This window comes from Myxococcales bacterium (assembly GCA_016703425.1).
Taxonomy (GTDB): domain Bacteria; phylum Myxococcota_A; class Polyangia; order Polyangiales; family Polyangiaceae; genus JADJCA01.
Genome location: JADJCA010000012.1, coordinates 38,999 through 64,942, shown reverse-complemented (window position 1 = coordinate 64,942; position 25,944 = coordinate 38,999). Strand labels below are relative to the sequence as shown.

Below are 25,944 nucleotides of genomic sequence, written 5' to 3'. Positions count from 1 at the left end.
CCGATCAACCGCAGAAGCTCCCGTTGGCTCGCGCGTCGCAGCTCTTGCTGCAACAGTCGCTGCTTCGAGAGCACCGGCCACCGGAGGACACGCAGCTGCCGCCCCCGCCCCCGCCGCCGGTGCCCGGCGAAGAGCAGATCGACCCGCCGCCTGTCGGCGAGGAGAAACACACGCCGTTGCAACAGTCGGCCGACGCGCTGCAGGCGTTGCCGCCAGGAGCGCACGCCCCTCCGCCGTCGGGCCGCGAGGCGGCAGGAGCGGCGAGGCACTTCCCCGAGCTACAGCGCGAGCTGCAGCAGCTGTCGTCGCTCGCGCAGCTCCCGCCGTTGGGTTGGCACGAAGGAACGGCGCCTCCGCCCCCGAAACATCGATCGCCCTCGCACAGCCCGTCGCAACAGTGTCGGTTCTGCGTGCAGGCTTCGCCGGCCGTCGCGCAGGCGCTGGCCGCCACGCCTCGCTCACGGCAATAGGCGAGCCCGCCCGTGAGGGCGCAGTTTCCGGAGCAACACTCGCTGTCGCTACGGCAAGAGGTCGCATCGGCGGCGCAGGTCGCGCCAGCGTTGTCGGAGCTACAGGCGATCAGCGCGGCAAGGGCCAGGAGCGCCAGCCCAAGTGCGGTCGTGATTGGCTTCCCCATGCGGCGGTTATACCGCCTTTGCCGGTCCGTGCACCGCCGACCGGGGCGCGGGCTTTCATCGTGCGACCGTCGCAAAGGCGAGCTGCGCGGCGTAGTAGAGCGGCAGCCCCCACAGCCGATTCGAGAACGCTCGCTTGACGAACTGATCGCGCGCGACGGCCAAGTCCGACACGTAGAAGGCCAGCGCGGCGCACGAGAGCCACGCGTTGCCGTGCGCGAGGGTCGTCCCCACGGCCAAGGCCACCATCGCCGAAATCACTAGCGCGTAGGCCACGACGGCGCCACGCAAGGGCTTTGGCACGTGAGGCCAGAGCCACCCAAGAATCAGCGCGCCCGCCAGCAAGAGCGGCAGCGCGACGCCCTCCACCGCGAACACCGAGACGCCGCGGACCGCGAAGGCGCCGGCGTACGCCACATGTCCAAGGAGGAACGTGGCCAGGCCCGCGAGGAAGAAGCGTTGCCCCACAGCGTCCGGGCGCTGCGCGCGAATGAGCAGCACGTCGCCAAGCGCCGCCAAGACAAGACCGGCAAAAACGAGCCGCTCGAACGACGTGAGCCCGGCGTTGGGCGTGGCGAAGACCAGGGAGCGAGCCCCGGCGACGACGAAGAGCACCGAGGCCGCGGGCTTGGTGAGCCAGCGTCCGCGCATCGAATCACGCCGCTCGGACACGAGGAGCAACGCCACGAAGAGCGCAAGAAGGGCTACGAAGAAGGCGTCCACGAGGATCAGCCTCTCACGAAAGGGGTGCCGCCATTGTCCCGCCGAGCGCTTGCAACGCGCCCGCCAGGTTCTGCCGCGCCGCGCTGTCGAGTCGTTCGTGGAAGTAGGGCGAGAGGAAGATGCGCGGAGACCCGAGGACCTTCTCCAAGAAGGCGGCCCGGCCCTGTGCAAAGAGGGCGTCCGGCACGTGCGCATATTCGAGACGGATCGCGCGCTCGTAAGCGAGGAACGCCGTCGGCTCCGCGCCAAGAATCGCCATGTCGCAATCGAGAAAGAGCGCAGCGTCGGCGTCGACGGAGCCTGCTTCGACCGAGCCGTGACGGGCCGTCAGCTCGATGAGGTGGACGACGCGAGCGACGTCGATGGCGTGGGCCGGCGAGTGCCGCGCGATGCACTCGGCCGCGAGCTCAGCGCTCTTCCGCTCGTTGTCGCCGCGCCCGGCGACGTACACGGCGTCGTGGAAGAGCACTGCCAGAAAGGCCTCGCGCGGTGCGTGCCATAGTCCAGCGCGCGAGACCGCCGTGAAGTGACTCACCACGTCCGCGATGTGGTCGAGCGAGTGGTACGCGCGCGGCGGCGTCGCGTAGGCCGCCGCCAGCTCATCGTAGAGGCCATCGATGTCGAGGCCCGGCGGCGCCGCCTCCGTGAGCAACGCGCGCGCCGCGCGCGTCACGAGGGTGACTCCACGAGCGCGTCGACGACGCGGCGCAGGGCTTTGGCGGCGAATCCGTCGGGGAGCAAGCCCGGCGCCGTGGCCGACACCTGAAAGGCGCCTTCGAACGCCACGAGCAGCGCGGCCGCGATACCCTTGGCGCGCCGCGGGCTCTTCCCTTCGCTGCGCAAGAGACTCGCGATCTCGGTCTCGAGCTGCGCGAACAACGCGGCGAGGGCCGCTGCGTACGGCGCACGGACCGCTGGCTCTCGGACGGCCTCGGCGCCAACGACGACCCACGCGGCCACGGCGCGCGGATCCGCGTCGTCGTCTTTCGCCACGAGGGCGTCGACGATGGCGTGCACACGGCGGCGTGGGTGGTCTCCCGCCGCAGCGAGGCGCGCCGCGACGCGCGACGATAGCCCTGCCGCAAGCTGCTCCACGAGCGCCACGAGGACCGCTTCCTTGTCTGCGAAGTGGTAGTGCACGAGGCCCGGGCTGAGGCCGGCGGCCCGCGCCGCCTTCAAGATGGTGGCGCGCTCGTAGCCCTCACGGGACATGACCGAGAGAAAGCCGTCGACAATCTCGGCGCGTCGCTCGGCGGTGTTCGACGGCCTCGGCACGCCTTCATCGTTTTGCCAACGGTCCGCCGCGTCAAGGACCTCGCGGCGGGAACTTCGCGCGCCACTTGACGCGGCGGGTCGCGCGGCTCATATTTTGGTCGTGCAACCAACATTCAACGGGCGCGAGCAGGCGACCGCCGGGCCGCCCTACGCGCTGCTTGACGGCGTCTTGACGAAGGCGGAGTGCGCGGCGCTGGTCGCGCGGGCCGAGGCGGCGGGCTTTTCGCCCATGGCCCTCGCCTACCCGCCCGGCTACCGCAACAACGACCGCCTCGTCTGGGACGACGAGGGCTTCTCGGCGCGCCTCTTCCGGCGCATCGCCGCACGCCTACCGCAAACGCTCGGTGGCGCTCGGGTCGTCGCATTGAATCCGCGATTTCGCGTCTGCCGCTACACGGCCGGCCAGTCCTTCACGCGTCACCAAGACGGCGCCTTCGAGCCCACCCCGGAGCGGCGGTCGCTCTTGACGTGCCAACTCTCCCTGTCGGAGCCACACGAGTTCGGTGGCGGCCACACGCGCTTCTTCTCCGGCCGAACGGGTGCGCTCTACGCCTCGGTGCGGCCTCGGCGCGGCGACGCCATCCTCTTCCGCCACGACACGTGGCACGACGGTGAACCGGTGAGCCACGGTACGAAGATCGTGCTCCGCACCGACGTCGTCTACGACGGTGTCCCGGGCCGCACGACGACCGACGCTCGGACCCTCGGTCATCACGCTGGCTACGTCTTCGCGGCGACGCCGCTCGCCAGCGGCCACGTGGCGACGGCGTCACGCGATCGAACGGTGCGCCTCTTCGACGCGCGCGAGCGGCGGCAAGTCGCCGTCGTTGGCGGTCACGAAGCCTCGGTCACGTGCCTCGCGGAGGCGCTGCCGGGCGTTCTCATTAGCGGCTCGCGCGACGGCACGACCCGCGTCTTGGACGCGCGGTGCGAGGCTCCCTCCGAGAGCCATCGGCACCTCGCTTTCGGCTCTGCGGTCCTCGCGCTGTGCCGCCTCGGCGGTGGGGCCTTCGCGGTGGGCGCGGCCGACGGCACGGTGCGGAGATGCCACGCGTCGAACGGCGACGCCACCCTGCTCGCCGCGCACGAAGGGTGGGTCTGGGCGCTCGCGCGGCTCCGAGGCCTCGTCGCCTCCGGCGCCGAGGACGGGTCTCTCTCCTTGGTGAGCGACCACGGCGACGTGCGCTGGCGATGGGCGGGCCCCTCGCCCATTCGCGCGCTCGCGGCGCTCGACGACGACCGTCTCGCCGTGGGCTTCGCCAACGGCGACGTCGCCCTCTTCCTAGTGACCCAAGGAGGCCCCGAACTCGCCGTGCGAACGCGCGTCGTGGGCAGCGGCTCCGTCGATGCGCTCGCGCCTGCTGAGGGCGGCCTCGTCTGCGGCGGCGAAGACGGCGTCGTACGCCGCCTCGACGGCCGCCTCAGGGAGCGGTCGTCGGTGAACCTCGGAAGCTTCGTGCGGGCCGTGGCGCCGCTCGGCGGCGACCGGTTCGTCACCGGCAGCTACGACGGCTACGCGCGCGTCGTCTCGTTGGCCTAGGACCCCCGACACCGTGGAGTCGGCAGGTTCGAGGTACGGGGCGCCCACGCGCTCCCCCCGCCGCCGAAAGACTTCGTGCTCCGATTCTGATACCAACCGGCCCCCTCCGATGCGCGCCGCACTCTCCACGAGGCACCTCGCTCTCGCGCTGCTCTTTGCCTGTTTTGTGCCGCTTTTCTGGCTCAATCAGAGCGTGGGCGGCGCCGACTGGGAGGCCTACCGCGATCGCGTGAAGGCGAACCTGTCCGCGAACGTCGTCGAGACGCTCCGGTACCCGACGTCCTTCTTGTACCGCCGCTCCGGTGACGAAGAGATCTACTTCGCGACGGCCAACGCGACGTTGGGCCGGCCCTACAACGCGAGGATCTTGGCGAGCCGCGGCAAGTCGTCGTTGCCGCCCGTCGAGACGCCCGCCGACGGCCGCTTCCACACCCCTTACACGGAAGTGCCGCTTGAGTACCTGCCGCTCAACTTTCCCTTCGTGGTCGCCCCCGCGCTGATCGCCCACGAGTTTCGTCACTATGCACGCTTGTTCGGCGCGCTCATGGGGCTCGTGCTCCTCGCCGCCGCGGCGTTGGCGATTCACGCGGCGCCGCGACCCGCCGCCGAGGCCCGCGCCCGTGACCTTTCGCTGCGCGCGGTGCTCTTCGGTCTCCTATTGCTGGCGCACGGCGCCATTTCCATTCAGCGGCTCGACGCTTTGGTCGCCCTGGGAATGACGACGATGCTCTTCGCGGCGGTACGTCGCCGGTGGGTTCTGCTGGACGTGTGCGCCGGCCTGGTCTTCGCCACGAAGCTCGTGCCGGCGTTGGTCGTCGTGCCGCTCTTCCTTGCAACCGGTGACGTGCACGCGCGCTCGCTCGGCCGGGTGGCACTGGGGGGCGTCTTGGGCACCGCCATCGGATTGCTACCCCTCTTCGCGACACCTTCCGCGCTCCCAATGCTCCTCGCCTATCACGGCGAGCGAGCGCTCCACGTCGAGTCGTGCCTCGGCGTGCTCTACGGCATCGGGCGCCTCATCGCAGGGCGCGGGGCCGAAGCCGCCATGGATTACGGGTCGTACAACTTTCATGGGGTCGTCGCCGACGCGCTCGCGAAGGCGAGCGTTCCGCTCACGCTCGCCCTCGTCGCCGCGGCGGCGCTCTCGGCGTGGACCGGCGCCAAGGCCCCTCGCGATGAGCCACGCCGGACGCTCGACCTCGTCGTCGCGACGCTCGCGGGCCTCGTGGCCTTATGGCTCGGCGGCAAGGTGTTCTCACCTCAATACCTGACGTGGGCGTTGCCCGCCGTCTTGGCCGCGCCCCACGTGTACGCGCCTCCGCCCCGCGCGAAGGGCCTCGGCGCGCTCGTGGCGCGGGTGCGCGCCTCGCCCCTCTCCGCGCTGACATTCCTCTTGGCGCTCGTCGTCGGGCTCAGCCAGCTTTACTTGCGCGCGTTCTACGATCACGTCTACCGGCAATGGCCCGTTGGCGTCGCGACGATGTCTGTGCGACTTGCGGTGCTCGTGTTCTTGTTTGCGTGGCTGTTGCGAAGGCCCGAAGGCGCCGCCAGCGAGGCGGCCTCCTAGCGGTCGCGCTCAAACACGTAGACCTGCATGCCGAGGCTCGCGTGCAGCTCGATGGTGGGAAAGACGCGCCCCTCACGGCGTGCATGGAGGACCTCTCGGTAGCCGGCTGTGCCGGCAAAGAGCGATTGAAAGAACGCGGTGGCATCGGTGTCCGTGAGGTTGCCCGAGTGACTCACCGGTTGCACACGCCCCGCGTCACCGTCCCATCGTCCAATGCGATAGCGCCACGCGAAGCCGGCTCCAACAACGACGAAACGCGGCTTCCGCTGCGCGATGGCTCCGTAGGGAGCCTCGACCTCGACGATGCCGGGCATGGGGTTGCGACGGCCGACTTCGTCGGGACCGACGCGCCACACGTGGGTGCCCGCCGCGAATCGTGGAAGATACACATTTCTCCCATAGACCTCGACACCGTCGCCGGATGCCAGCTTGGCTGCGAGAAAGTCTTCGACCTGATAGCGCGGGTCGTCCAGCATGACGGCGACCACCGCGGCGCTCTGCCGCAGCGCGAGGAGCAGCGCCACGGAGCAAAGCAGACCGAAGGCCACGCGCGCCGGACGGCTCCGCCCCCGCGCCCAGCGCTCGAGCGCCGCCAGGGCCACGGCGCCGTAGACGCTCATGAGAACCATCTGCGGCATCTCGAAGCGCTCTTCGACGCGACGCGCCCAGCAATTGAACCCCAGCGTGAACGACAACGCCCCGAGCGCCGGCAGCAGCGCCACGGCCGCGTCGCGGCGGCGCCCCTCTGCGTCGCGACGCGGCCAGATGGCGATGAGCACCCCCGCGGTGAAGAGGAGCGCGAAGACTGCCGGGTAGTGCACCGGAAACGAGCGCCACACGTCGGCGAAGGCGGCAGCGGCGCCGCGCAGAGTTTTGGCGTATTGCGCGAAGTCTTGGCTCGCTGGGCCTAGCAGGAACCTCAGCCGCGCGACGAAGCCGCGCGGATTGTAGAAGGCACCGTCGATGAGCAGGACGACGCCGAACGTCAGGAGCACCGCCACCGCGAGCTCTCGCACGAGCTCACGGGCGCGGGTGCGTCGCTGCCAAAGCCACGCCACCGCGAGCGGAGGTATCGAGAACATGAAGAGCGCGTAGGCTTGGTCCTTGGTCGCCACGGCGAAGGCCGCAAAGATCGCCGCTCGCCTGAGCCCCTTCGGCGCGTCGCCCTCTTTGGCGCGCGCGAAGGCGAGGAGCGCGAGCGTCGCCCAAAAGAGGTAAGGAACGTCGAGGTTGGTGGTGTGCGCGTAGTAGGTCAGCGTCACCTCGAGGCCGGCCAGCGCCATGCCGTAGACCCGCGCGCGACGGTCCTTCGCGATGAGCGCGGCGAGCTCGCCCATCACGAGGACGATGCCCATCGACTGAACGAACGACATCGCGCGCGCGGCGACCGTGAAAGCCGTCATGACGTGCGGGTCGAGAAACGAGCGAACCACGGCCTCCTGCGACAGAGAGCCGGCGCGCGCCAGCGCGAACAAGGTCACCGGCAGCGTGAGCAGCGCGAGCAAGAGCAGCTGCAGCGGCGGGTAGGTGTAGTAGTCGCCCTGCGTGAAGGTCTTGAGGAGGCCAGGCAAAAAGTCGCGCGGAGCGACGCCGTCGTTGTCCCAGCTGTCGCTCGACGGAAGCCCCCAGCCGAGGCCCACGCCGTGGAGCAACGCCACGACCACGAGTACAAGCCGCTCCTCGCGCGTCAGGCCCGCGAACAAGCTGCGTAAGTGTTGGAAGGTCGCCCGAAGCAAGTTCTGCCTGCGAAAGTCGTCGTCGAGAGTGCGAATTGCCAAAGTAGCGGAGGGGCGAGCCCGGGTCGATTCCGGCACGAGGCCGGGACGTGTAGGCTTACCGATCTCGATGGTCGACGAGGCGTCCGCGAATCCGTTCTTCGACTTTCGCGTGACCTCGGGCGCCGTCTCGCACCGCGGCCTCGTGCGCGACGACAACGAAGACGCCTTCCACGCAGACTCGGCGGCGGGTCTCTTCATCGTGGCCGATGGCATGGGAGGTCACGCCGCCGGCGAGCTCGCCTCCCGACTGACCGTCGACACAATTCGCGCGACCCTCTCCGAGCAACAGGACGAGCTCTTGGCCTATGTGGCCGAGCCTTCCATCGACACGCGCAGCGCCGTCTTCGATGCCATGCAGCGCGCCATCGACGCTGCGCATCAAAAGGTCCGCGCCGAGGGCGATCGACACCCCGAGTGGCGCGGCATGGGCGCCACCGTCGACGTGCTCTTGTTCGCGCGCGAGCGCGCCTTCTTGCTGCACGTCGGCGACTCGCGCGTGTACCTCGTCCGGCCATCGGCCACGATTCAGGTGACCGACGACCACGATGTCCGAATGAGCCTCGGCGTGAAGGGCTCGATCCCGCCCCGCGCCAAGACCAGCGTCCCCAACCGCCTGCTCAACGCCGTGGGCGTCGGCGCTACGGTCGCGTCGGATCGCGTCTCGTTCGCCGTCGCCAGCGGCGATCGCCTCGTCCTTTGCACCGACGGCGTTCATCAGATGGTTCAGAGCGAGCCAAAGATGGGCCCGCGCGGAGGAACGGCCGCCCACGCTGCGCAGCGACTCATCGACGCCGCCATCACCGCAGGCGGCCGCGACAACGCCACCGCGGTGGTCGTCGACATTGGTCCGCCCATCGGCCCCCGCGACGACGGCGAAGCGGCGGCGCGAGACTTGGACGTCGCGCTTTCGGCGCCACTCCTCGCCATGCTCAGCCGTCCCCACGCCCTTCGCATCCTGTCGGCGGTCGTCGAGGTCGAGCTCTCGGAGCGGCGGATCCCGCGCATCGTCGCCCAAGATCGCGTCGCCTACATCGTGCTCGACGGTGAGGTCTCCAGGTCCGACGGCGTAGCACTTGGGGCCGGCGCCGTGCTCTACCCTGAGTCGCTCGTGGAGGCGCGGCGCCCCGCGACCTACGCCGCCCAGGGAAAGGTGCGCGCGTTTCGGCTCCGTTCCGACGATTTTCGCGAGGTGTGTGATGCCGACGCACGTCTGGCGGCGGCCGCCTATCGGGCCCTCGCCCGGTGCCTTGCCAGCTAGCCTCACCAGCTAGCCTCACCAGCCAGCCTCACCAGCCAGCCTCACCAGCCAGCCTCACCGGCCAGGCGGGGGGCGCCCCCGTTGTCGGTGCATCGCCGGTCCTGTCCACCTCAAGAAAGGCAGTGAAAACCTTCGCCGCTCATTGTCGTCCGAGAGACGCGCTGTGATAGGCTTTTTGCCCGTATGCGCGCACTTCTTGGTCGGGCCCCTCGCCCCTTCGCCGCTTCGTTTTCACACCGCTTCGCACCGCTCGCCCTGGGAGCCGCAGCCGCCTTGTCGTGTTTCGCGCAGACGCGCGCCGTGCATGCGCAGGCGCCAGCCCCAACGTCCGCCGCGCCGGCGCCGGCAGCGGAGATCAGCGAAGAGGCCAAGGCGCGCTTTGCCGCTGGCGTGAACCTCCTCAAGGACCCCGGCGGCGCTCGTTACGAAGAGGCGTACCGCGAGTTCAAGGCTGCCTACGCCGCATCGCCCGTTTACAAGATCCTGAACAACCTCGGCCTCTGCGCCATGAAGCTCGAGCGCGACGAGGAGGCCATCTCCGCGTATGAGAAGTACCTGGCCGACGGCAAGGACCTCATCGATGCGGCCGTCGCGCAACAAGTGAAGACCGACTTGCAGACGCTGAAGGCGGGCCTCGTCTGGATCACCGTCAGCTCGAACCAACCGCGCTTCACCATCGTCGATGCTCGCGTGCCGGTGCGCGGCGAGCGCATCACCAACGCCTACGGTCCCTTCGACAAGCCGACCCGCGTGGGCATCCACTCGGGGGCCCACGTGCTCACAGCACGCAGCGAAGGGTTCCCCGATGTGACGTGGGAGTTCGACACCACGGGTCAGAAGGAGATGCCGGCCCACGCCTTCGAGTTCAAGCAAGCGCCGGTGGCCCAAGGCCCCTCGGGCGACACGGGTCCAAAGACGGTGCGCGTCCAGGAGCGACCGATCCCGACGTCGGTCATCGTCGGCGGCGTGGCCACGGGCCTCTTCGCCATCGGCACCGTCGTCACCGGCGTGGTGGGCCTCTCGAAGCAGAGCGACTACAAATCAGCCAACGACGGCCGGTCCCCCGACAAGGCTCAGTCGCTCAAGGAGTCCGGCGAGACGATGAACCTCGTCTCCGATGTCCTGCTGGCGGGAACGGTGGTCGGCGCGGCCGTCACGGCGGTCTTCTACTTGAGTCGGCCCACGGTTGAAGTGGAGCGCCTCGCCAGCGGCGAGACGCGCCGTGTGCGCGCCGCGAGCGCGCCGCTTCGCCTCGCACCGATGATCTCTCGTGACGGTACCGTTGGTGGAGTCCTGATGGGGGGAGCGCTTCCATGGCAGATGTAACGATTGGTCAGCTCCTCGACAAAAAGTACCGCATCGTGCGGCTGCTCGGCGAAGGCGGCATGGGCGCCGTCTACGAGGGCGAGAACGTTCGCATCCACCACCGCGTGGCCATCAAGCTCCTCCACGCGGGCATCGCCGACAACGCGTCCGTCGTCGAGCGTTTCGAGCGAGAAGCGCAGGCCGCCGGAAAGATCGGCTCCGATCACATCGTCGAAGTCTACGACCTCGGCGAGTTGCCCTCGGGCTCTCGCTACATGGTCATGGAGTACCTCGACGGCGAGAACCTGACGGCGCGCGTCACCAAGGCCGGGCGCCTCACGCCCCAGGTCGCCGCGCCGCTCATGGTCCAGCTCCTCGAAGGCCTCGAGGCGGCGCACAAGGCCGGCATCGTTCACCGCGATCTCAAGCCCGACAACATCTTCCTCACCAAGGACAAGCGCGGCGAAGACTTTGTGAAGATCGTCGACTTCGGCGTCTCCAAGTTCAACCAACTCTCCGGCGATTCGGGCATGAGCATGACGCGCACCGGCGCGGTCATCGGCACGCCGTATTACATGTCGCCGGAGCAGGCCAAAGGGTCCAAGCAATCGGACCATCGGTCGGACATCTATTCGGCGGGCGTCGTGCTCTTCGAGTGCATCACCGGGCAGGTGCCGTACCTCGCCGACACCTTCAACGAACTGATGTTCAAGATCGTGCTCGAGCCGCCGCCGGCGCCCGAGTCGCTCGTGCCGGGCCTCGACCCGAACTTCGCCGCGATCATCAAGAAGGGCATGGCCCGCGAGCCCAGCGATCGCTTCCAGACCTCGACTGAATTCGCGGAGGCCATCTCGCAGTGGATGGCCGGTACGCCCCAGGCGTTCCGCCCCCCGATGCAGTCGTCACCCATGTCTTCGCCATCCCCGATGGCGAGCACCGGCGCTGGCGGGCCCGTGATGGCGGACATCATGCAGCCGGCCGTCGGCCAGACGAACCCGGGTCAATTGCCGCTCGCCGGAACGACAGGCGCCGGAAGCATGACGTCGTCGGTGAAAGACACCGGCGCCAAGAAGTCGAGCGCCGTGGTCGCCATCGCAGCGGTGGCGGCGGTCCTGTTGTTGGGGGGCATCGGTGCCGTGGTTCTGTTGAAGGGTGGCGGCGACAAGACCGCCGCCGGGCCGGCACCAACGACGACGGCCACCACGGTGACCGCGCCCACGACCCCGGCCGTCACGACGCCAACGGCGACGCCGACCGCGCAAGCCGCACCGACCGCGCAGACGGAGCCAGCCGTCGTCGACGCCGGCGCCGGCGCCGTCACCACCGTGGCCCAACCTGCCGACACGGGCCGTAGCGGCCGCTCCGGCTCACGTACCACGCGAACCACGGCGCCAACGGCAGGCGAGAAGCCGCCGACGGCAGCGACGCCCGCGCCGGTCACCACGGGCAAGTCGACTCAGGTTCAAGGCCGCGCCATCGAAGACAAGCTCTAAGAGCTCCGCCGACTCTTCGGCGCGATGCGCCAACGTCGAGGCGCTGAGCGTCCCGCTACTTCGGGTCGATGCGAACGACGCGGCTGCCGATCTTGTCGACGAAGTAGATCTTGCCCTCGGGCCCAAAGGAGAACCCAGAGAGCGAGCCCGGTGGGAGGCCCGTGGCGAGGCTCCTCACCTTCTTCCCGTCCTTCTGGAAGACATGGAACGTGCTCGTGGCGGCGTCGGTCACGTAGAGCGCGCCGCCTCGCAGCTCGAGGCCGCTGGGCTTGTCGAGCTGGCCCCGCGGGATCACCTCCTCGACGTCGGCGTCCGTCATGACACCGCTCTTGGCGAGCGGCTCCAACCGCCGGGGCAGATTGCCCTTGCGACGCCCGCGCGCCGTGTCGAGGCGCACGATGCGCTGGTTCCCAGTGTCGGCGACGTAGAGGAATCCGTCGGTGTCGAAGACCATGTGGCTCGAGGTCTCGTCGCTTGCGGGCTTCACTTGGCCCACGGCGTATTGAAAAATTTCGCCGTCGGAGTGGTCGTCGTTGCCGGGCCCGTGGTCCTTCGCGAAGTCGATGCGGTCGAGCGAGAGGTCGTAGCCATTGAAAACCCAATACACGTTGGCTTCGACGTGGGCGATGCCTCGGCACAGAGGTGAGTGATGCAACATATCGAGGTGCGAGCCGAGGTCGGTCGCGGGCTTCGGAAAAATCGTGAGGTCCGACGAGAACAGCGCCGGTCCCATGAAGAGCTCCCCCTGCCCATCGGAGCCGGCGACATTCTGCGAATTGTCGTTGTTGCCACAGGTGCCCCAGGTGTCGCCGGGGCCCATGGCGAGCGCCGGGGGCCGATGCATGAAGTGGCCCGCCGCAAGGTCGTAGTAGCGCGTCCACGCCGGTTCGCCCGTGATGCCCGTCCCCACCTGCACCGAGTCGTCTCCGTAGCCTACGACCCAAAGCTCGGCGTCTCGCGTCGGATGAAACGCCAAGTCTACCGGCTTCATGTTCTTGCTGAACTTCCCGACCTCGGTGAAGTCGACGGAGCTCGCCGTGCCGTCGCCACTGCCGAGCTCGTAGCCGACCGGCGGCGCGACGCAGGCTCCCTTGGCAACATCGCACCGGGTCGTGCCGGCCTTGGCTGCGCAGTCCGCGTCGACCTTGCACTGGGGGGCCGCTGCGGCCGGGCCTTCGCTCGGCGCGGAGCTACACGAAACGGGCAGGAGGGCGAGGAGCAGGGCGGCGCCGAGACGATGAGGAAGACGGTGAACGAAAGACTTCATGGTGCGATGTCCGAGGTGAATGGCGAGGCGATGGCGACGCCGAGCAGGGAGCGCCGCGAACGTTAGCGCATCGACTTCGGCCTGACCGCCGTTTCAGGCGCGGCAAGCGGCACGGTTGAGTCTCAACGCGTCGCAAGAGTTCTCTCGAGAGCTCTTCCCTAGCGCCCGCGAGCGCCCTACGCACCTGGGCTAACATGGCGTCCGTGGTCGATCTCGTCGTTCTTCACGAACATCCCGAGTGGCAAAAGCCGCTCTTTTCCGCCCTCGACCGAAGGGGCATCTCCTTCGCACCGTTGGACCTCAAGCGTGCCGCCTTCGACGTCGATCAGGTCCCATCGGCGAAGCTCTACTTCAACCAGGCGAGCCCGAGCGCGTACGTGCGCAGCAACACGCGCGCCGTACCGCTGGCGCTGGCGCTGATGCGCAGCCTCGAGCTCGCGGGCGCGCGCGTGCTCAACGGCTCCGGCGCCTTTGCGCTTGAGCTGAGCAAGAGCGCGCAAGGATCGCTCATGAAGAAGCTCGGCATCGCTCATCCGCGCTCGCTGGCCTTCAACGACGTCGACGCCGCCTGCGACGCTTGGTCCGAATGGCCCGCGCTTCTCAAGCCGGAGCAAGGCGGCAGCGGCGCCAGGATGTACCTCCTCCAATCCAAGCATGAGCTGCGGCGGCTCCTCCGGGACCAGCCCGAGCTGTGGACGCCCGACAACCTCCTGCTCCTGCAAGAGCACTTCGACGTCGACGCCGAGCGCGGCATCGTGCGCATGGAATTTCTGGGCGACGAGCTGCTCTACGCGATGCGCGTCGTGTCCCATGGCGCCTTCAACCTGTGCCCGTCCGAGATGTGCAACCCGGAAGGCGGCGGCGACTCCCACTGCGAGGTGCCCGAGAGGAAGCCAACCAAGCCCGTCGAGTTCTTTCCGTACAAAGAGGTACCGCCCGAAGCCGTGGCTTCTGGCCTCAGCATCGTCCGCGCCGGTGGCCTTGACGTCGCCGGCATCGAATACCTTGAAGCAAAAGACGGCCGCCTCGTCTTCTACGACGTCAACGCGAACTCGAACCTGCGGCCTGCCGTCGCCCAGGCCTTCGGGTTCGACCCCTTCGAGCGCGTCGTCGACTACTTGGTGAGCGAACTCAACCGCGGCGCGGCGCGCGGGTCGTCAACCTGACGAGCTACTTCGGGCACTTGGCCGGCGGAAATGAGAGGCTCTGCCGCGTAGCCACCTGATAGGCCTTGAGATCACTGGGCATCTTGAACGCCGGCCGCGCCGTCTGCGAGAAGCCGTTTCCCGAGGCCGCAATGGTGAAGGCCGACACGCTGCCGCTGCTCTCGACGAGTAGCGCGCTCGTGTACGGCTCGAAGGTCACCGTCCCCGACGCGACGATCTGCAGCGGCGTCCCTCCTGCCTTCAGCGGGACCGCGATGATGGAGTTGCCGATCCGCTCGGCGACGAACGCCGCCTCCAAACACGTGGAGACCGCAAGACTGCGAAACTGCCCAGGCGTTGCCGACGTAGTCGTAAAGGGAACCGAGCTCAGGGCAAAGGTGTCGACGGCCGAGTAGGACGTGAGCAGGGCGCCCGCGTCGGTGGCCGAGCCGGGGACCGCGAACAACTCGGTGGGCGACGTGTAGGCCGCCGCACCAATGGCCTGATTCGGCGTCGTGCCCGAGTTGTAAGGCTTGCCCACGGGCACAGGCCCTCCCGCCCGCGGCGCGATGCTCAGCGAAGCGTGCGGCAGCTTCATGGGAAAGAGCTCGAACTGACAGTTCGTGCCGACACACTTGTTCTGCACCAACGTGACGTTGTCGCTGTTGCCATTGAGGCGCGAGCCGGTGATGCCAAGGGGCGCCACGCTCAGCAGCTCGCTCGCGAGCCATGAGCTCGCGTCTACCGACGCGTCACCGAAAGCGCCGGCGTCGGTTGTGTCGAGCACCACGAGGGAGGCCGGCGTGGCCGCATCGGGCGCGAAGGCCAGGTACGCGAGGCGGTTGTCCAAGGCGGCGGCTTGCGCTGCGAAGTTGCCGCCCGTCGTGGTTGGCACGGGAACGCGCACGCGCGACAGCTCCGTCCATTTGCCGTCGGAGGCGAGCTTCCGGAGACGCACGAAGACCGAGTCGCCGGCGTAAGGATCGGGTGAAGGTCCGCTGGAGCCAGGTGCGTCGGTGACCTTGGCCTCGAAGAGATACCAAAGGTCGGCCCCCTCGTCGTAGATGCTCCCCATGATCGGGAGCACTTCACGAGAAAGCTCCTTCCCGTCGGCGGCGTTGAGCACCGACGTGACGTAGCGAGCGGGCACGCTCGCGTCGCCGACAATGCCGGCCGCCTGGAACGCCGCAACGACAACGAGGCCCTCGGGCCCGGCGTCGACGCCCGTGTCCACCACCGGCGCATCCGTCGACACGTTGCCGTCGCCGCTGGCGTCGCCACCGCCAGCCTCGGTGTCGCCGCCGTCGCCGCCCGACGTCGACGCGTCGCCCACGGCGGGCTTCACGTCGTCGAAGGCGTTGATGAGCGAGCACGCCTGCACCGCGATGGGCGGCATGAGCACGAGTCCGAGGCGGAAGAAGAGCGAAGACGAAGCGGCGCGAGTCATGGGCGCCGATGGTACCGCAACGGCCCCAGCCGATGAACCTTTCGGAAGAGCCGCGGGCTCGAATTTCCAGCGGTTTGCCGGGGCGTCAGTTGCTGAGCGCGCCCTGGTCGATCCAGCTCTTGATCGTATTCCGCTCGTTGGCCGTCAGGACATCGTTGGCGACGGCCGGCGGCATCAGTTCGCCCACAGGCGGCGCCGGCGGCGCGGGCGGCGGGCCGTTCAGCTTCTTGAACAAGTAGCTGTTCGCGGAGTCCCCTGCGAGGACACGCTTCGACGCGGGCACCTCTCCGGAGTTGAGCAGCAGGTTGCCGTAGGCGATGGAACGAGGCGTCAGGACGAGGCCAAAGGGCGGGTTGCCAGCCACGTGACACCCGGCGGTGGCGCAGTGTTGCGAAAGAATGGGGAAGACGTTGAGCTGAAAGCTGACCTTCGTGGTCCCGGTCTTTTCGACGGTGTTTTGGTCGCGGTTGCCGGCCTTGTCGCGCGCACGGACGACCCAGTAGTACTGCTTGGCGGGCGTCAGGTCGGGGATGGTGACGCTCGTCGCCCCGGGCAGCGAACTGAGCGTCGGTGTCGGCCCGAAGGTCTCGCCGCCGGCGGCCTCCGCTTGGTAGACGTCGTAGACGATGTCGCCAGCGATGGTCTGGTCGTCGGTCGCCGCGGCCCAGTTGAGGTCGACCGTGGTGGAGGTCACGTTGCTCACGGTGGTGATCCCGAGGAACGTGGGCGGCGTGCCGTCGGAGAGCGTCGTCGCGGTGCGCTCGAGCTTGTTCGTGTCCGCGTTGCCGCTCAAGTCGCGCGCGCGACAGACGAGGAAATACTGACTCGAGGGCAAGAGACCGCCGACGTCGCCGAGGGTCCCGGATGAGAACGTCGCCGTCGGCGTCGTGAAGTCCTGCACGCCGGCGGTCTTGGAGGCAAAGACGTCGTAGACGATGGCCCCTGCGGGCGTCGTGTCGTCGGTCGCGGCCTTCCAACTGACGGTGATGGTGCTGGCGTCCTTGACCGTGGCGGAGGTGCACCCGGCAAAGACCGGCGCCTTCGTGTCCTTTCCGTTCTTCGCCGAGACCTCCACCTTGTTCGTGTCGAGGTTGCCTGCTGCGTCCCGGGCGCGAACGATCGCGTAGTAGGTGCCCTCGGCGACAGGGAGGTTCTTGATGACGATGCTCGACGCGCCGACATCGCTCACGTAGCTCGGGCCGCTCAGGTCTTCGCCGCCGGCGGAGGTCGCCAGGTAGACGAGGTACGTCATGCCAGCCGCTGCCGTGCGATCATCGGTCGCGGGGGTCCACGAGATCTTGAGTGAGCCGTCCGCGGCGGGCTCGGCGAGCGTGGCTCCAGCGAAGGCTGGCACGACGGAGTCCGCCTCGGTCTTGCCGCTCTTCTCCGCGGTGTTCTTGTCTTCAACCTTGGCTTCGTTGACGGCGCGAACCACCACGAAGTAGGTCGTGTTGTTGGTGAACGTGCTCAGCACGACCGACGTGGCGCCGGGCGGCGTGGTGAACGTTGGCGCGGAGAAGTTCTGCGCGCCGGCGCTCGTGGCGACGTAGACGTTGTAGACGAGCTTCTCCGCGGGGGTCGTGGTGTCCTTGGCGGCGTCCCATGTAATCTGCAGGCTTGTCGTGGTGGCGGGAGCGACGGAGGTGACGCCGGTGAATTGCGGCGCCGCGGCGCCCGCGGTCGTTGCGTCCGTGGCTGACGCAGGGCCCCCGTCGGGCAGCGTGCCGCCGGGGCCCGCGCCATCGGAGAGGCATACGGTTCCCTCGAGACGCGTGCCGGTGCCACACGTAACGTTGTTGCCCGCAGGCGTTTCATCGCTCCCGCAAGCGCCGGCCAAGAGACCGAGCAACGGAAGCGCGAAGGGACCGACGATTCTGCGAGTTTTCATAGCAAGAGCTCCGACATCATTCGTGAATAGCGGGTCGCCAGTTCAGTTTTCGTAGCGACCCTGAGAGAGCCAACGCGAGAGCAAGGTTGAGAAGGAGAACGAGCCGACCGTCGGGTTGGGCATGGCGGCGCCGCAGATGCCCTGCGAGCCAGCGACCTTGCGATAGAGGAGAGAATTCCCCCAGCTCCCGCCGGCCACCGTGTAGTTCGGGTAGGCGGCGCAAGCCGCCGCGGTGTTGTCGGTGAACGCGAAGTAGTCGTGCGTCCACGGGCCGTATCCGTTGTTGCCGTGGCAGCCCGCGTAGTTGCAGCTCCCCGTGAACGTCGGCAAGACGTTCTGCGTGTAGGAAATCGGCGTGGTGCACACCGTTGCGCTCGAAACGTCCACGTTGCCGTTGGCGTCACGAACGCGGCCCACGACGTAGTAGTCCGTGTTCGGAAGGAGTGCCGTTCCGTTGGTCGTGTTGCCCTTCCCCGCCGGAGGGTTCCAAGGCGCTGGCGCACCGATGTACGTGTTGCCAACGTTGAGGTAGCCCTCGTCGACGAACGAGAACGAGCAGCCGAGCGCGCTCGTGGAGGCGCAGTAGTCGTACCCGGCGATAGCGAAGCTGCCCGGCGTCGCCGCGCTGATGCCGACGAACAGGTAGCTGGGGTACAGCGTGTTGGCTTGACACGTCACCGCGCCATTCCACGTGGGCGGGATCGGGGCCGTCAGCGCAGAGACCTGGTTCGAGTAAGTTGTGCCCGTTGAGTTCACGGCCTTGACGCGCATGTAGTAGGTCGTGTTGGCGGTAAGCCCCGCGAAGTTGTGCGTCGTGGTCGTCGCCGCCGCGGTGCCGCCCACGAAGTTGTCGCAACCTCCGTTCGCCGCGGAGATGCAGACCGTGTAGGTGATCGCACTGACCGGCGTCGACGACGCGACCCACGAGATCGGGATCGTGGTCTGGCCCACGCTGCCCACGGTCGGCTGGCTCGTGAAGCCTGGAAGCGTCGGACGAGTGGTCGCGCAGAAGCCCACCGTGTTGGTGTCGCGGTTTCCTGCGAGGTCGCGGGCGCGCGCCACGAAGCAATACTGCGTGCCGGGGCTGAGTCCCGTCACCGTGTAGGTGTTCGCTCCAGCAATGCCCGGCACCGAGACGAGCGGCGCCGCCGCGTACGTCGGCGCCGAGAGCGGAAGCGACGCTCCCGTGTAGATGTCGTAGACGAGGCTCGTCACCGGCGTGTACGTGTCGGAGCCGGCGTTCCACGCGAGTTGCAGGCCGCTCGCACCGGGGCTTCCCGCCGGAACGGTCACGCCCGTAAGGCCCGCGAACGTTGGTGGCGTCGTCTCTTGGTTGGTCGTCGCCGTCACCTGCACGTTCTCGTTCGTCGTATTCACGTTCCCCGCTTGGTCCTCGGCACGGACGACCCAGTAGTATTGGGTGTTCGGCGTGAGGCTCGAGAACGTGTAGTTGGTGACGTTCGTCACCGTCTGCGCCGTGACGAAGGCGCCGGCATTGCAGCCCCCCGCCACCTGCGTGATGCAGAGGCGGTACTTCATGTTGGCCGCCACCGTGTAGTCATCGGTCGCGACAGCCCAGTTCACTCGCGCCGAGCTGAACGTGACGCTATCGACGGTGGTCGCCCCGGCGAAGACGGGCTTCGTCGTGTCGTTGAGCGTCGTCTGCCCGATCGTGTTCGTGTTCGTGTCGACATTCCCGTACGCGTCGACGGCTCTCACGACGAAGTAGTACGTGTGAGCGGCCCCGACGTTGTTCGGGATCAGGCCCGTGGCCGTGTAGGATGTCGCGTTGGCCGCCGTCGTGGCCAGCGCCACGAAGGTGTCATCGCAACCGCCCACAGCCGCCGGCGCGATCGTGCTCCAACAGACCTGGTACGTGATCAGGTTCGAGGGCGTCGTGTCATCCGTGGCCAAAAGCCAGGTGGCCTGAAGCGATGTGCTGCTGGTCTGATTGACTGCGTTTACGCCAGCGAAGGTCGGCTTGACCACATCCTTATCCGTCTTGGCGTTGAGCTGAACGGCGTTGGTGCTGCGGAGGCCGGCTTGGTCACGGGCGCGTACATGAAAGTAGTACGTGGTATCGGGCGTGAGTCCGGTGGCCGAGAAGCTCGTGGCTCCGGCGCCCGACGTGTATTGCGGTGCCGCGATCACCGGAGCCGAGAGCGGAAACACGAACGGCACCGTAGAGCGATAGATGTCGTAAACGAGCTGCCCGGGCGTCGAGACGTCATCGGTTCCCGCGGCCCATTGGACCAAGACGGCCGTGCTGCTTTGGACCGTGAGACCGGATACGCCCACGAAGGTCGGCGGCGTCGTGTCGTTGGCGGGCACGCCGGAGATCTGAGTGTTGTTGGCCTCGATGTTGTTCACCGGGTCACGCGGCCGCACCACGTAGTAGTAGGTCTGCCCGTTCACGAGCCCGGCGAACGTGTGAGACAGCTCGTTGGCCGCCGAGCTGTAGGTCGCGGTGAAGCCAGCGCCCTGGCATGCGGCGGCCGTGGTCCCCTGGCAGACCAAGTAGTTCAGCGCGGCAGCGGCGTGGAAGTTGTCCGTCGCCGCCGGCCAAGACACGGTAAGCGACGTCGAGGTGGAGCCGCTGATCTGGGGCGGTCCGCCAGACACCGGCGCCGTCGTGTCCGCGAGCGTCTTCTTGGCAAGGCTTACAACGTTGGTGTCGCGATTGTTGTACTGATCACGAGCGCGAACCACGACGTTGTAGGTCGTGTTGAGAAGCAGCCCCGCAATGTTGTAGCTCGTGGCGCCGGCCACCGAGGTGGCGCTCGGCGTGAAGCTCGCCGTACACGCAGCCCCCGTGGACCAGCAGATGTCGTAGAGGATGCTGGCCTGCGGCGTCACGTTGTCTGTTGCCGCGTTCCACAGTACCTGGAGCCCCGTGAAGCCGGCCGGGGCGGCGAGATTGTTCACGGCGGTGACGCCCGCGAAGGTCGGTGCAATGGAGTCGGCGATCACCGTCGCGGACTTCTCCTGCCCCGGGGTGACGTGCGTGTTGTTGCTGTCGTTGCCGTTCTGATCACGAGCGCGAACGACGAAGAAACGCTGTTGCCCCGGAAGCAGCCCCGTCACCTTGAAGGTCGTCGCGCCGGCAGCGGTCGAGTGTGTGGGGCTGGCGTAGTTCTCCGCGCCAGAGGCCGACGCTTGGTAGATGTCGTAGATAATCTGCCCAGCCGGCGTGACGTCGTCGGTGGCGGCGGCCCACGCGAGATCGATGGTCGTCGCCGAGTTCGACACGGCGCTCGTGAGACCGGCAAAGACCGGCTCAACAAGGTCATCGATGGTGCTGCCGCTTACCTGAACGTCGTTGGCGGCGGGCGTCGTGTTGTTGTAGGCGTCACGGGCGCGAACCACGAAGAAGTACTGCGTGCTTGGGACGAGGCCTGTGAAATTGAAGTTGAGTCCGCCATTCGGCACCGTGGCCGTGGTCGTGAAGTTGTTGCCGGTGCAGCCCCCGTTGGTGGTCGTGCGACAAACCAGGTAGGTGAGGTTGGCCTGCGGCGTCACGTTGTCGGTCGCGGCGAGCCAAGTGACGCGTAGTGACTGGTCGGTCGCCGAGCCAACCGATTGAGCGCCCGCGAACGTGGGCGGCGTCGTGTCCTTCTGCGTCGAAACGGTGAGCTCGGTCACGTTCGCATCCACCCGGCCAACAGCGTCGCGCGCACGAACGACGACGAAGTAGGGCGTGTCTTGCGTGAGACCGGACGTGAGCGTCGCGCTCGTGGCTCCCGCCGCGGTGGTGAACGTCGGCGCGCCCAGGAAGTTCTCGCCGCCCGCCGAGGTGGCCAAATACACGAGGTAGACGATCTGATTCTGCGGCGTGACGTTGTCGGTGGCCGGCGCCCAGCCGACCGTCAGGCTGGTCGGCGCGGTGGAGACGAAGGTGTTGGCGCCGGCGAAGGTCGGCGGCGTCACGTCGGCGTCGGTCTTCGCGTTCTTCTCGATGGAGTTTGCGTCTTCCGTCCCTGCTTCGTCGACGGCCCTGACGACGAAGTAGTACGTCGTGTTCTGCGAAAGCCCCGTGACGTCCACGGACGTTTGCCCAGCAGGAACATTGACGGTGGGAGTTCCAAAGGTCTGGCCGCCCGGGGTTGTCGAGCGATACACGCGATACTTGATGGCGTTGGATGGACTGATGTCGTCCGTCGCCGCCGGCCAGTTGAGCTGGATAGACATCAGTCCCGTCACAGCCGCCGTGGCGAGCCCCGCGAAGGTGGACGGCACCGTGTCGGGGAACGTCTTGGCTTGCTTCTCGATGGTGTTGACGTTCTGGTTGCCGGCCTGGTCGCGGGCTCGCACGACGAAGTAGTAGTCGGTGATCGGCGTGAGGCCCGTGACCGTGAAGCTGGTGGCGCCGGCCGCGCTCGTAAAGGAAGGCGATGCGTAGCTCTCGCCACCCGACACGTTGGCGAGAAAGATGTCGTAGACGAGCTGCGAGGGCGGCGAAAAGTCGTCCGTGGCGGCGCTCCAGGCCAGGTCGATGGTCTGATCGGTCGTGGGGGTGGCGGTCACGAGGCCCGCAAAAGTCGGCGGCGTCACATCGGGCGAAGCGGCCGTGGTGGCACTCTTCTCGATGACGTTGGCGTCGACGTTTCCCGACGTGTCACTGGCACGAACGACGAAGTAGTACTTGGTCGAGACGTTGAGGTTCGTCGCGGAGAACGTCGTAACGCCCGGTAGCGTCGTGCCGAGCGGGGTCGTGAAGACTTGCCCACCGGCGGCGTTGGCGCTGAAGACCTGGTAGGTCAACGCTGAGGCGTCGTCGACGTTGTCGGTGGCCGGGGCCCAAGTGAGCCCAATCGTCGTCCCCGACGCCACGGCCGTAGCCACGCCCGCGAAGGTGGGCGGCGTCTTGTCGAGCGTAACCCCCACGCCCTCCTTCTTGTTGATGTCTTTGTTGCCGAACGCATCCACGGCGCGCACGACCACGAACACGGGCTTTGCTTCGGCGAGGCCTGAGAGCGTCGCTTCCGTCGCGCCCGGCGCGGTCGTCAAGGTCGGCGTCGTGAAGTTCTCTCCGCCTTGCGTAGCCGACGCATAGACCTCGTACTTGATCGCGCTCGCGTCGGAGCCGTTGTCGGTCGCCGCGGCCCAGATGACCTTGGCCTCCGTCGCGCTCAGCGCCTCAACATCTTTCACGCCGGCAAACTCCGGCGCTTCCGTGTCGGTCGTCGTCGCGGTCTTCTCGACCGTGTTGGCGTCTTCGTTGCCAGCGCCATCGACGGCGCGCACGACGATGAAGTACGGCGTCCCTGCCTTGAGTGATGGGATCGTCGCGCCGGTTGCGCCAGCGGGTGCCGTGAGGATGGGCGCCGCGAAGCTCTCGCCGCCGGCCGACCCGCCGATGTAGACCCGGTACGCGATGGTGCCCTGCTGCGTGACGTCGTCGGTCGCCGGCTTCCAGGTGACCGCGATCTGACTTTGGTCGATGGCCGTGACCGACTCGACGCCGGCAAACTGCGGCGCGACCTTGTCGACGGGGCCGCCGGTGCCCGTTCCTGACTCGTCGCCGAGACCACCATCGGAGCCGGTTCCGGCTTCCGTCAGCGCGATGCCGCCGCCGCCGGTGTCGTCGCCGCCGGAGCTCTTGCAGCTCGCGCCAGAGACGAGGAGAACGAACGCACTCAACCAAAGCGCACGACGCATGGCAAGACCCCGTCGGCCGGAGGAACAGCAAACTCGCGCGCACGAAAATGCTGCGCGAAAAGACCGACCGTACTTATTGGCGTATCGGGAAGAGGCCTCGCTGTAAACGGCCCGCTGGCGAAAAGCTCGGGGAGAACATGTATGTGGGAGGCGCCTTCAGGGCGCCCAGCGGCCACCGGCCGGTCCGGACGACGCGGACTTAGGCGCTTTCGCGCGAGCTCATCGTCGCCTCAGATTCTGGGAGCGCGGCGCCGGCTCGGACCGGGCCGGCTCGGAGCCGGATCGACTGACTTTCGTGAGGGGGTACGCTAACCGGCATGGACTGGAAGCTGTTTCTCTCGACCTTCGGAACGATCTTTCTCGCGGAGCTCGGAGACAAGACGCAACTCGCCGGCCTGTCGCTCGCGTCGGGCGCCTCGTCGAAGTGGACGGTCTTCGCGGGGTCCGCGCTGGCGCTCGTGGCCACGAGCGCCATCGCCGTGGGTGCCGGTGAAGCGGTGAGCCGCGTGATCCCGCCGCAATGGATCAGGCGCATCGCCGGCGCCGCGTTCATCGCGATGGGCGTGCTGTTCTTGGTGCGGAAGGAGTGAGGGCGCGCTGACCACGCAGCTACCGCCCGGCTACTTTGCGCCTACTTGAACGACACGTCGACAGGTCGACGGGCCGCTCGTTCCGCAGCCCGGAGCAACGCGGCGCTCGACCCGTCGGATTCTCCCACGATCACGGCGCTCGCAAGGGTCCTTCCGGCGGGAAGCTCAAGTTCGGCCGCCAAGGAATCGCGCCATACGAGCCAGTGGTGCTGGATGCAGCTTCCCAAGCCGCGCGCGTGCGCCGCGAGCGTCAGCGCGTAGGCAAATCCCGCGATCGACGCTGCAACGACGCCCGCATGCACGGGCCCGCACATGGCGGTGAGCTCCTCGTGGCTCGGAAGCTCAGCGGCCGGAACGCGCGAGGCGAGTGCTCGATGAAAGGTCCGAAGGCGCGCCGCCTCGTCTTCGACCCGCGACGGCCCATGCACGAAAAGAAGCCACGGGGCTCCGGTGGAGCGTGCTTCCGACACGAGCTTGGCGAGGACGCGTTCGACAAGAACGTCGGCCGGTTGACCCGCGCCGAGCTGCCGCTCAACAACGCTCGCCATCTTTGGCGCGAGCGCGTGCCAGGCCCGCGCCTCGTACCGCTCGCGAAGCTCACGGGCCTTGGGCGGCGCAACGGCAACGACGCCCCACGGCTGGTCATCGCCGCCCGACGGCGCCCACGCCGCGTCCGCAATGACGTCGGCGATGAGCTCCCGCGCCACGTGGTTGGCCGTGTAGTGCCTTACCGATCGACGCGCACGAAGCGCACGGGAAACAGGAGCGCTCAAGGTGAGCCTACTTCTCGATGAATCCGGCCAGCGACTTGGCGCGCTCCCCGAGGGGCGGACACACCGAACCGTCGACGAGGACTTCGATGAGCGCTGGCTGGCGTCGGCGCAACGCCTCTTCGACAAAGGCCGTTCATCGTGAAGCAACCATCGCCGACGATGGCGATGACAGGCCGCGCCGGACACGCAAGCGCGGCGCCGATGGGCGCCACGGTCCCGTGCCCCATCGATCCAAACCCCATGTTGAGCACGAATTTCTGTCCCGCTCCGATCACGAGGTTGTGAATGTTGAAGAGCATGTGCCCACCAATGTCGGAGAAGATGACGGCGTCGGCGGGCAGGACTTTCTGAAGCTCCACACGCCACCGCTCTGGCGTGATGGGGACCGCCAACGAGCGTCGCGAATCGGGCGCGTCATAGCGCGCGTCGCCACGCACGGGCGGCGGTGCATCGTTCCAGGTCGACGAAGGGAACGAGCCCTCTCGGATGCGCCGATGAATGTGGTAGACGAGTTCGACGAGGATGCTCTGGGCATCGCCTACCAACGGAATATCGACCGGGTAGTTGCGCCCCACGCGGTCGGCCTCGATGTCGAGCTGAATGAGCGTTTCGGCAGGCTGAAGCAGCGGCGTCCAATTGAAGGTGCTCGTCTCGCCGAGCGATGCCCCAACGGTAAATAGGACGTCAACGGCGCTACCGAGAATGGTCTCCCGGGCCTCGCGATGCCCGGCCGAGCCCAACACGCCGAGCGACTGAGCCGCATCTTCGGGGTAGACCCCCTTCGCCTTCGGCGTCGTCGCCACCCGCGCCGGCAAGAGATCCGCGAGCGCGCGGAGGTGTTGCTCGGCGCCCGACAGCCCGACGCCGCTTCCGGCCAGAATGACGGGTCGCCTCGCGGCGAGGAGGGCATCGCCCGCGCGCTGAACGGCAAGGCGATCGAAGGCGTGCGTCTCGGGCCGGTAAGTCTTCGGGTCGAACCAGTCTTCCGCCGCGGCCTTTTCCCAAATGTCGACGGGGACGTTCAAGTGAACGGGGCCCTGACGCCCCGTCAACGCCATGCGAAGGGCGCGACGAAGGTGCTGCGCGAGCGACGATGCGGAGGTCACCATGGCGGAGTACTTCGTCACCGGGCGGAACATGTCGACGATGTCGATACCCTCGCGTGGTGTCTCCTGAGCGGCCCCCTTTCCGAGCGCATGCGACGCCGCCTGTCCGGTGACCACGAGCATCGGAATGCCGTCGGCAAAGGCGCAGGCGACTCCCGTGAGGAGGTTGGTAGCCCCCGGGCCTGATGTGCCGGCGCAAACGGCGATGCGGCGACTCACACGCGCGTAGCCGTCGGCCATGAACGCCGCGCCTTCCTCGTGGCGACTCGTCACGAGGCAGATCTCCGCGTCGGCCTCGACGGCCGCGAAGAACGGGTAGAGAAGCCCCCCAACGATGCCGAAGACGTGGTCGACACCTTCCGCCTTCAGATAGCGCAGGAACACGTCAACGGCGCGGGTTGGCCGCGCCTGGATCACCCCAGAGGGATGTTGCCCCTCTTCGGGGGCGGTGACGGCTGGCGGGGGCGCGGACTGAAGCGACTTCGGCATCCAGGAA

Annotated in this window: 18 protein-coding genes; 7 read left to right on the top strand and 11 right to left on the bottom strand. The window is 67.7% G+C overall.

The window, feature by feature from the left end; translation table 11 throughout:
- Window positions 1-4: 4 nt before the first annotated feature.
- The 4 genes from IPG50_23210 to IPG50_23195 are packed head-to-tail and all read right to left on the bottom strand — an operon-like array spanning window position 5 to window position 2,633.
- The gene (locus tag IPG50_23210; GenBank protein MBK6695092.1) at window positions 5-637 is read right to left on the bottom strand and encodes a hypothetical protein; all 633 of its coding nucleotides are present in this window, start codon (window positions 635-637) and stop codon (window positions 5-7) included.
- Between the two features lie 55 nt (window positions 638-692).
- A complete protein-coding gene (locus tag IPG50_23205) occupies window positions 693-1,358 on the bottom strand; it encodes a lysoplasmalogenase (protein MBK6695091.1) in 666 nt (221 codons plus the stop codon).
- 13 nt (window positions 1,359-1,371) lie between these two features.
- Entirely contained in the window at window positions 1,372-1,977 is a 606-nt protein-coding gene (locus IPG50_23200; protein ID MBK6695090.1) for a hypothetical protein, read from the bottom strand.
- A gap of 50 nt (window positions 1,978-2,027) precedes the next feature.
- A complete protein-coding gene (locus IPG50_23195) occupies window positions 2,028-2,633 on the bottom strand; it encodes a TetR family transcriptional regulator C-terminal domain-containing protein (protein ID MBK6695089.1) in 606 nt (201 codons plus the stop codon).
- A 100-nt stretch (window positions 2,634-2,733) separates the two neighbouring features.
- Between IPG50_23195 and IPG50_23190 the strand changes: the two genes are divergently transcribed.
- Entirely contained in the window at window positions 2,734-4,173 is a 1,440-nt protein-coding gene (locus IPG50_23190; protein MBK6695088.1) for a 2OG-Fe(II) oxygenase, read from the top strand.
- Between the two features lie 109 nt (window positions 4,174-4,282).
- A complete protein-coding gene (locus IPG50_23185; protein MBK6695087.1) occupies window positions 4,283-5,740 on the top strand; it encodes a hypothetical protein in 1,458 nt (485 codons plus the stop codon).
- On the opposite strand, the gene IPG50_23180 is transcribed toward IPG50_23185, so the two are convergent.
- Complete coding sequence (locus IPG50_23180) at window positions 5,737-7,518, bottom strand: hypothetical protein (protein MBK6695086.1); 1,782 nt, start codon at window positions 7,516-7,518, stop codon at window positions 5,737-5,739. The genes IPG50_23185 and IPG50_23180 overlap by 4 nt on opposite strands.
- Before the next feature lie 67 nt (window positions 7,519-7,585).
- Here IPG50_23180 and IPG50_23175 point away from each other — a divergent pair, with 67 nt between their 5' ends.
- The 3 genes from IPG50_23175 to IPG50_23165 all read left to right on the top strand — a co-directional run bounded on the left by IPG50_23175 (window position 7,586) and on the right by IPG50_23165 (window position 11,574).
- On the top strand, window positions 7,586-8,776 hold the full coding sequence (locus IPG50_23175; protein ID MBK6695085.1) for a serine/threonine-protein phosphatase: 1,191 nt from the start codon (window positions 7,586-7,588) through the stop codon (window positions 8,774-8,776).
- Window positions 8,777-8,959: 183 nt separating this feature from the next.
- Window positions 8,960-10,102: a hypothetical protein gene (locus IPG50_23170; protein ID MBK6695084.1), complete on the top strand. Its 1,143-nt coding sequence runs from the start codon at window positions 8,960-8,962 to the stop codon at window positions 10,100-10,102.
- On the top strand, window positions 10,090-11,574 hold the full coding sequence (locus IPG50_23165) for a serine/threonine protein kinase (GenBank protein ID MBK6695083.1): 1,485 nt from the start codon (window positions 10,090-10,092) through the stop codon (window positions 11,572-11,574). The genes IPG50_23170 and IPG50_23165 overlap by 13 nt, the downstream gene beginning before the upstream one ends.
- 55 nt (window positions 11,575-11,629) lie before the next feature.
- On the opposite strand, the gene IPG50_23160 is transcribed toward IPG50_23165, so the two are convergent.
- Window positions 11,630-12,841 (bottom strand): hypothetical protein, encoded by a 1,212-nt coding sequence (locus tag IPG50_23160; GenBank protein MBK6695082.1) that lies wholly within the window; start codon window positions 12,839-12,841, stop codon window positions 11,630-11,632.
- 194 nt (window positions 12,842-13,035) lie between these two features.
- On the opposite strand from IPG50_23160, the gene IPG50_23155 reads away from it, so the two are divergent.
- Window positions 13,036-14,007, top strand: coding sequence for a hypothetical protein (locus IPG50_23155; protein MBK6695081.1), 972 nt, complete (start codon window positions 13,036-13,038; stop codon window positions 14,005-14,007).
- A 4-nt stretch (window positions 14,008-14,011) separates the two neighbouring features.
- Here the strand turns inward: IPG50_23155 and IPG50_23150 are convergent, their stop codons facing one another.
- From IPG50_23150 to IPG50_23140, 3 genes are all read right to left on the bottom strand, one after another.
- A complete protein-coding gene (locus tag IPG50_23150; protein ID MBK6695080.1) occupies window positions 14,012-15,433 on the bottom strand; it encodes a hypothetical protein in 1,422 nt (473 codons plus the stop codon).
- An 85-nt stretch (window positions 15,434-15,518) separates the two neighbouring features.
- Window positions 15,519-17,321: a fibronectin type III domain-containing protein gene (locus IPG50_23145; protein ID MBK6695079.1), complete on the bottom strand. Its 1,803-nt coding sequence runs from the start codon at window positions 17,319-17,321 to the stop codon at window positions 15,519-15,521.
- Window positions 17,322-17,363: 42 nt separating this feature from the next.
- On the bottom strand, window positions 17,364-22,979 hold the full coding sequence (locus IPG50_23140; GenBank protein ID MBK6695078.1) for a fibronectin type III domain-containing protein: 5,616 nt from the start codon (window positions 22,977-22,979) through the stop codon (window positions 17,364-17,366).
- A 317-nt stretch (window positions 22,980-23,296) separates the two neighbouring features.
- Between IPG50_23140 and IPG50_23135 the strand changes: the two genes are divergently transcribed.
- On the top strand, window positions 23,297-23,569 hold the full coding sequence (locus tag IPG50_23135) for a TMEM165/GDT1 family protein (GenBank protein ID MBK6695077.1): 273 nt from the start codon (window positions 23,297-23,299) through the stop codon (window positions 23,567-23,569).
- A 41-nt stretch (window positions 23,570-23,610) separates the two neighbouring features.
- Here the strand turns inward: IPG50_23135 and IPG50_23130 are convergent, their stop codons facing one another.
- Together IPG50_23130 and IPG50_23125 are read right to left on the bottom strand one after the other, a co-directional pair.
- On the bottom strand, window positions 23,611-24,342 hold the full coding sequence (locus IPG50_23130) for a nitroreductase family protein (GenBank protein MBK6695076.1): 732 nt from the start codon (window positions 24,340-24,342) through the stop codon (window positions 23,611-23,613).
- The gene (locus IPG50_23125; GenBank protein MBK6695075.1) at window positions 24,339-25,937 is read right to left on the bottom strand and encodes a thiamine pyrophosphate-binding protein; all 1,599 of its coding nucleotides are present in this window, start codon (window positions 25,935-25,937) and stop codon (window positions 24,339-24,341) included. Before IPG50_23125 ends, IPG50_23130 begins: the two co-directional genes overlap by 4 nt.
- Between the last annotated feature and the right edge of the window lie 7 nt (window positions 25,938-25,944).